Origin of the sequence: Vibrio sp. OPT18, from assembly GCF_015163615.1 — a bacterium.
In the GTDB taxonomy this organism is placed as follows: Bacteria; Pseudomonadota; Gammaproteobacteria; order Enterobacterales; family Vibrionaceae; genus Vibrio; species Vibrio coralliirubri.
Genome location: NZ_JADDYK010000028.1, coordinates 232,455 through 239,360 on the forward strand (window position 1 = coordinate 232,455; position 6,906 = coordinate 239,360).

The window sequence follows — 6,906 nt, forward strand, 5'->3', positions numbered from 1 at the left end:
TGAAGTATTGCTGAAACTTGAGTCTGGCGGTGGCATGGTTCACGGCTATGGTTTAGCGTCTTCTCAACTTGATCGCATCAAAGCGGCAGGCTTGCCTCTGACTATCTCGGTAGACAAAGTCGCAGCAAGTGGCGGCTACATGATGGCATGTATCGCAGACAAAATTGTATCTGCACCGTTTGCTATTGTTGGCTCTATTGGTGTTATCGCTCAACTGCCAAACTTCAACAAACTGCTTAAAAAGCATGATATTGAGTTCGAACAGTTAACGGCGGGTGAGTACAAACGTACATTAACTATGTTTGGTGAGAACAGCGATAAAGCACGCGAGAAGTTTAAAGAAGAGCTAGAAGAGACACATGGCCTGTTCAAAGACTTCATTCGTGACCATCGCCCTGCGTTAGATCTTGAAAAAGTAGCAACGGGTGAGCATTGGTTTGGTACACAAGCACATGAACTTGGGCTGGTGGATGAGATCAGTACTTCTGATGATTTAGTCGTAGCGGCATGTAAGGACAAAACAGTTCTAGCGATTCACTACGTACAGAAGAAAAAGCTTTCAGACAAATTAGCGGGCGTGGCAGGTAAATCTGCAGACAGCGTGCTGATGAAGCTGATTGAACGCGGTCAAAAGCCGATTGTTTAAGCTTATTGAGTTCTAGTTCTAGGCTTAATATCTTACGTTCATTTACAGACGTTTGAGCCTTAAAAAGAAAGCGCATAAGTCATCAGACTTATGCGCTTTTTTATTGCTCCACTTCCGAGCGGGTGACCACTATGTTGTAGGGGGAGCGGAGTTTTATACCAAGCACTGACTTACTGTGATTGATATTAAATCTTGGCTCCATAATCATTACGTTTTGGACAAGTCGTCAGAATCTCTCTATGACCCGTATCTTTGAGCTCTTCCAAAATCACATCAAAGCCCCACAAGCGATAGAGATGCTTCATCACTTCGTCGTAGCCTTTATCAAGCGGGATGCGGTCATGAGGCACATACTGCAGTGTCATTGAGCGGTCACCACGTACATCGACATTAAACACCTGAATATTCGGTTCAAGGTTACTCAGGTTGTATTGCGCCGCAAGCTTCTCACGAATCAGGCGATAGCCCGGATCATCATGAATGGCACTCACCTCGATGGTGTTTTTACGGTCGTCGTCGAGTACAGAGAACAGCTTAAAGTCTCGAATGATTTTTGGAGAAAGGTATTGGCTGATAAAGCTTTCATCTTTGAAATTGTGCATCGCAAAGTGCACTGCTTCTAACCAGTCACTTCCTGCCAGATCTGGGAACCATTCTCGGTCTTCATCGGTTGGCTCTTCACAGATGCGTCGGATGTCTCTAAACATCGCAAAGCCAAGCGCATAAGGGTTTATTCCGCTGAAATAAGGGCTGTTGTAGGCAGGTTGTGCGACGACACTGGTATGGCTGTGTAGAAATTCTAAGATGAACTTATCACTCACCAAGCCTTCGTCGTAAAGATGATTAAGAATGGTGTAATGCCAGAAGGTTGCCCAGCCTTCGTTCATCACTTGAGTTTGTTTTTGAGGGTAGAAGTATTGGCTCACCTTGCGAACAATACGAACACACTCACGCTGCCAAGGTTCAAGCAGTGGTGCGTTCTTCTCGATAAAGTAGAGAATGTTCTCTTGAGGCTCGCTAGGGAAGCGGATCTTGGTCTCTTCTTCCTTACTTTTATTCTGAGGAACGGTTCGCCATAGCTCATTCACTTGAGATTGCAGATAAGCTTCACGTTCTTCCTGTCTTGCTGTCTCTTCAGCAATGGAAATCTTCTCAGGGCGTTTGTATCGGTCTACGCCGTAATTCATCAGTGCATGGCAAGAATCAAGGAGCTGCTCGACCTCAGCGACGCCATATTTCTCTTCACAACCACTAATGTACTTCTTAGCGAACAGCAAGTAATCGATGATGGAACTGGCATCGGTCCATGTTTGGAACAGGTAGTTGCCTTTAAAGAAAGAGTTGTGGCCGTAACAAGCGTGAGCCATTACCAGCGCCTGCATTGTGACCGTGTTCTCTTCCATCAGATAAGCGATACAAGGATCGGAGTTGATCACGATTTCGTACGCCAAGCCCATCTGACCATGCTTGTAGTTTTGCTCGGTTTGAATGAATTTCTTACCAAATGACCAGTGATTGTAATTGATCGGCATACCAATGCTTGAGTAGGCATCCATCATCTGTTCTGAAGTAATCACTTCAATCTGGTTTGGGTAAGTATCTAAACGGTAATGCTGCGCCACACGCTTAATTTCTACGTGGTATTTCTCCAAGAGGTTGAATGTCCAATCTGGACCATCAGGCAGCATCTTGTCGTTTTTCTTCTTTGCAGGTTTGTCTTTCTCTGCAACGTTTGATTTCGCTGTCATGGCAAACTCCCTTACGCTGTCTCTTTCTGGAACAGTTCTCTAAACACAGGAAAAATATCATCCACCGTTTTAATGTTTTTCATGGCGAAGTTGTCAAAGCTACTCTCGAGTTTTTCGTATTCGTGCCAAAGTGTTTGATGAGAGCGGCGCGTTATTTCGATGTAAGAGTAATATTGGCAAGTTGGCAGAAGCGTATTGACCAGTAACTCTTTACAACGAGGAGAGTCATCCGCCCAGTTATCGCCATCAGAGGCTTGTGCTGCATAGATGTTCCACTCATTCGCAGGGTAGCGGTCTGCGACAATTTCCTTCATCAGTTTCAATGCACTCGAAACAATGGTGCCACCTGTTTCTTGTGAGTAGAAAAACTCATGTTCGTCGACTTCTTTAGCCTGAGTATGGTGACGAATAAACACAACATCGACGTTTTCGTAGGTGCGGTTTAAGAACAGATACAGAAGGACATAAAAGCGCTTCGCAATATCTTTTGTAGCCTGATCCATTGAGCCGGACACATCCATTAGACAGAACATCACGGCTTGGCTAGATGGAATAGGGCGCTTCTCATAGTTTTTAAAACGTAAGTCGAAGGTGTCAATGAACGGCACGCTTTCAATCTTTTTACGTAACTCGGCAATCTCTTCTTTGAGGCGACCCTCTTCAAAAGGTTGCGCCGGCTCCGTCATTTTAACTTGGTCAAGCTGCTCCATCAGAAGGTTAAGCTCGCGCTTTTTACCTGCTGTCATCGCGGTTCTACGAGCCAGAGATTGCTGTAGTGAACGAACGATAGCGATGTTGGATGGAATCCCCGCGCTTTGGTAACCAGAGCGGTGAGTTTTCCATTCGGTGATTTTGTTGACCTGATTTTTCTCTAGATTAGGTAGAGCTAAATCTTCAAAGAGAATATCAAGATACTCATCTTTTGAAATTTGGAAGGTAAATTCATCTTGGCCTTCGCCATCAGGGCTTGCGTCGCCTTGGCCTGAGCCACCACCTTGACCGCCACCTTTAGGGCGTTCGATTTTATCGCCAGTGATGAACTGATCATTACCTGGGTGAACGCGCTCTCTTACGCCGCCTTGACCTTGGTGAAAGTTCGGCTCTTTGATGTCTTTATGGGGAATAGTGACGTCTTCACCCGTTTCAGTATTGGTGATTGAGCGTCGGTTGACTGCATCGGCCACAGATTCTTTGATTTGCTCTTTATGGCGTCGTAAGAAACGCTGTCTATTCACAGCACTCTTATTTTTGCCATTGAGCCTCCGATCGATAAATTGTGCCATAAGAACTCCCTCTCAGCTGATGTAGCGATCCTACTTTTTATTCGGGTATAAGAGTTATTGATTTACTAAGGTATAAAAGTTATTGGTTTATACGAGCTGCTCAGTTGAGCAGCTCAATACCGTTTAGTTATGAGGATTTACGAACTCTTAGGTACCATTCAGATAGCAGTCTCACTTGTTTCTCGGTGTAGCCTTTTTCCATCATACGAGCAACGAAGTCGTCATGTTTTTTCTGATCATCCGTTGAGGTCTTAGCATTGAACGAAATAACAGGAAGTAGCTCTTCTGTGTTAGAGAACATTTTCTTCTCAATCACAGTGCGCAGTTTCTCGTAGCTCGTCCACACTGGGTTTTGACCGTTATTGTTGGCTTTGGCACGAAGCACAAAGTTCACAATCTCATTTCGGAAGTCTTTAGGGTTACTGATACCGGCGGTTTTCTCGATTTTCTCTAGTTCACCATTAAGAGAAGCACGGTCAAATAGCTGGCCTGTTTCTGGATCGCGATACTCTTGGTCTTGAATCCAGAAGTCTGCGTAGGTGACATAGCGGTCGAAGATGTTTTGACCGTACTCAGAGTAAGATTCTAGGTAAGCGGTTTGAATTTCTTTACCGATGAACTCTACGTAGCGTGGCACTAGGTATCCTTTCAAGAACTCTAGATACTTCTCGGCGGTCTCTTGAGGGAATTGCTCACGTTCGATTTGCTGCTCAATAACGTAGAACAGGTGCACTGGGTTCGCGGCCACTTCGGCTTGGTCGAAGTTAAACACACGAGACAGGATCTTAAAGGCGAAACGCGTTGATAGCCCAGACATGCCTTCGTCAACACCCGCATAATCTCGGTACTCTTGGTAGCTCTTTGCTTTTGGATCGGTGTCTTTTAGAGTTTCGCCATCGTAAACGCGCATTTTTGAGAACAGAGAAGAGTTTTCAGGCTCTTTCAGTCTCGATAGGATGCTGAATTGCGATAGCAGGTCGAGTGTGCTCGGTGAGCAAGGGGCTTTGGACAGCTCACTGTGTTCAAGCAGTTTCTGGTAGATCTTAACTTCTTCAGAGACGCGCAGACAGTAAGGGACTTTTACAATGTACACACGGTCGAGGAAGGCTTCGTTGTTTTTGTTGTTACGGAAGGTCTGCCACTCGGATTCGTTCGAGTGAGCGAGAATCATACCGTCAAATGGCAGTGCAGAAAGTCCTTCGGTACCGTTGAAGTTACCTTCTTGTGTTGCCGTTAGTAGAGGGTGCAATACCTTGATTGGTGCCTTGAACATCTCCACGAATTCCATCACACCTTGGTTGGCTTTACACAGCGCACCGGAGTAGCTGTAGGCATCAGGATCATCTTGAGAGAAGTGTTCAAGTTTACGAATATCTACTTTACCAACCAGAGACGAGATATCTTGGTTGTTTTCATCACCTGGCTCTGTTTTCGCGATCGCTACTTGATCGAGAATAGAAGGGCGCAGTTTGATGACTTTGAATTTGGAAATATCACCGCCAAAATCGTGCAGACGTTTTGCTGCCCACGGAGACATAATTGAGCGAAGATAGCGTTTCTCAATGCCGTATTCGTTCTTCAATAAGTCGCCGTCTTCGTTAACATCGAATAGACAGAATGGGTGATCGTTTACTGGGCTTCGTTCACCGTCAGCAGACAATACATAGATTGGTAGTTTCTGCATCAGGGCTTTGAGTTTTTCAGCGAGAGAAGATTTACCACCGCCCACAGGGCCAAGTAGGTAAAGGATTTGTTTACGTTCTTCTAAACCTTGCGCAGCATGTTTTAAGTAAGAAACAATTTGTTCAATCGCATCTTCCATACCGTAGAAATCTTTAAACTCGCTGTAGCGTGAGATGACACGGTTCGAGAAAATACGACTCAGTTGAGGGTCTTGAGCGGTGTCAATGACCTCCGGTTCGCCGATGGCTAGTAATAAGCGCTCGGCAGCATTAGCGTAAGCACTTTTATCGTCTTTACACAGCCCTAAGAACTCTTGCAATGTCAGCTCTTCTTCCTTGGCTGCTTCATAACGTGATTGATAGTGGTCAAAAATACTCATAGTCACATTCCCCTTGTTAACCAGTCAAAACTGACGAGCGATTGAAAAATAGGCTCTCCCTACATTTTAAGGTTAGACCCGCTTCCACAATTTTGCTTAACAATTATGTATTTATTTACAATTTTGCGTGTGAAAAACGTGGCGAGCGCAATAGGCAACTTGAGGCGCGTAGAATCAAATTATTTTACATTCGAGGGGATCTGGCCGTTTGTTTTGAGATTTTAGGTCGCTTAATAATACTCACAATGGATTTATGTGCATTAGATGTATAACTGGGCTCCATTGATTTTTTGGAATGAAGTACCATATAATGCGCGGCGTTATCAAAAATTGCTCAATAAATAGGTAGATGTAGTGAAGAATAATGGGTTAAAAATAGTGGCTATCAGTGCTGCGTTACTGGCTTCAACAACAGCACATGCAAGAATCTCGCAGTGGTCATTGGGTGTTGCCGCCTCTTATTCTCCTGCTGTTTATAAAGATACACCGTCAAACCGTGCCGTGATCCCTATGGTTGGTTATGAAGGCGAGCACTTCTTTATGCGTGGTTTCAGCGCTGGTTATAGTTTATTACCAGCAGGCTCACCGCAAAACATCGTATTTCGAGCGGTTTATGATTCAAGAACGTTAAAGCCGGGTGATTCCGATAACGTCGATATTCAAAAACTGGATGAACGTGATGCCTCGATATTGGTGACAGCGCGCGTGAAAAAGTGTCATTTCAAACGTTAAATAGTGTCACCAAAAAGACTTGTTTATGCCAATAATTACGTCCAATAGAGGCCAATAGAGGCCAATAGAGGCCAATAGAGGCCAGATGTGAATTTTAGTTCGAGCTTGATTGATAGCGCGAATCAAAAAACAACGCGTGCAGATTTTAGACAGTTTTGCTTCTTTTCATGTGGAACTATCCGGAACATAACGGAACTATCTGGAACAAATCCTCATGACTGACCTGATATGATTTTTCTAAAATTAAGGGCTAATTGTCGTAAGCCCTATTAATTTAATCTCGATGTTAACTAGCCATTACATACGTAGCGGTTAGATCAAACCTCATCCCGTATGTGGGATCTGTATTCTGATGAGGTGTTAGTGCTATCCCGCCATGAGTTGCTATTGTTGCAGATGCAAGAATAAGCTCTACCGGTGAGCCTGGCTTTGTTT

Annotated in this window: 4 protein-coding genes and 1 pseudogene; 2 read left to right on the top strand and 3 right to left on the bottom strand. The window is 44.5% G+C overall.

Annotation, left to right across the window (positions count from 1 at the left end):
• The coding region (sohB, locus tag IQQ51_RS26710; protein ID WP_228012693.1) for a protease SohB at positions 1 to 646 on the top strand (646 nt) is incomplete at its 5' end.
• A 185-nt stretch (positions 647 to 831) separates the two neighbouring features.
• Here the strand turns inward: sohB and IQQ51_RS05925 are convergent.
• The 3 genes from IQQ51_RS05925 to IQQ51_RS05935 all read right to left on the bottom strand — a co-directional run bounded on the left by IQQ51_RS05925 (position 832) and on the right by IQQ51_RS05935 (position 5,739).
• Positions 832 to 2,394, bottom strand: coding sequence for a SpoVR family protein (locus IQQ51_RS05925; protein ID WP_048616224.1), 1,563 nt, complete (start codon positions 2,392 to 2,394; stop codon positions 832 to 834).
• Between the two features lie 11 nt (positions 2,395 to 2,405).
• Positions 2,406 to 3,677, bottom strand: coding sequence for a YeaH/YhbH family protein (locus tag IQQ51_RS05930; protein WP_017062133.1), 1,272 nt, complete (start codon positions 3,675 to 3,677; stop codon positions 2,406 to 2,408).
• Between the two features lie 127 nt (positions 3,678 to 3,804).
• Complete coding sequence (locus tag IQQ51_RS05935; RefSeq protein WP_048607448.1) at positions 3,805 to 5,739, bottom strand: PrkA family serine protein kinase; 1,935 nt, start codon at positions 5,737 to 5,739, stop codon at positions 3,805 to 3,807.
• Positions 5,740 to 6,093: 354 nt separating this feature from the next.
• Here IQQ51_RS05935 and IQQ51_RS05940 point away from each other — a divergent pair.
• Positions 6,094 to 6,432, top strand: a pseudogene (locus IQQ51_RS05940) (MipA/OmpV family protein); the annotation flags it as partial.
• Between the last annotated feature and the right edge of the window lie 474 nt (positions 6,433 to 6,906).

Bases quoted from the DNA above. Each gene is read 5' to 3' on its own strand.
- IQQ51_RS05930 (WP_017062133.1), bottom strand. From the start codon at position 3,677: ATGGCACAATTTATCGATCGGAGGCTCAATGGCAAAAATAAGAGTGCT.
- IQQ51_RS05935 (WP_048607448.1), bottom strand. From the start codon at position 5,739: ATGAGTATTTTTGACCACTATCAATCACGTTATGAAGCAGCCAAGGAA.
- IQQ51_RS05925 (WP_048616224.1), bottom strand. From the start codon at position 2,394: ATGACAGCGAAATCAAACGTTGCAGAGAAAGACAAACCTGCAAAGAAG.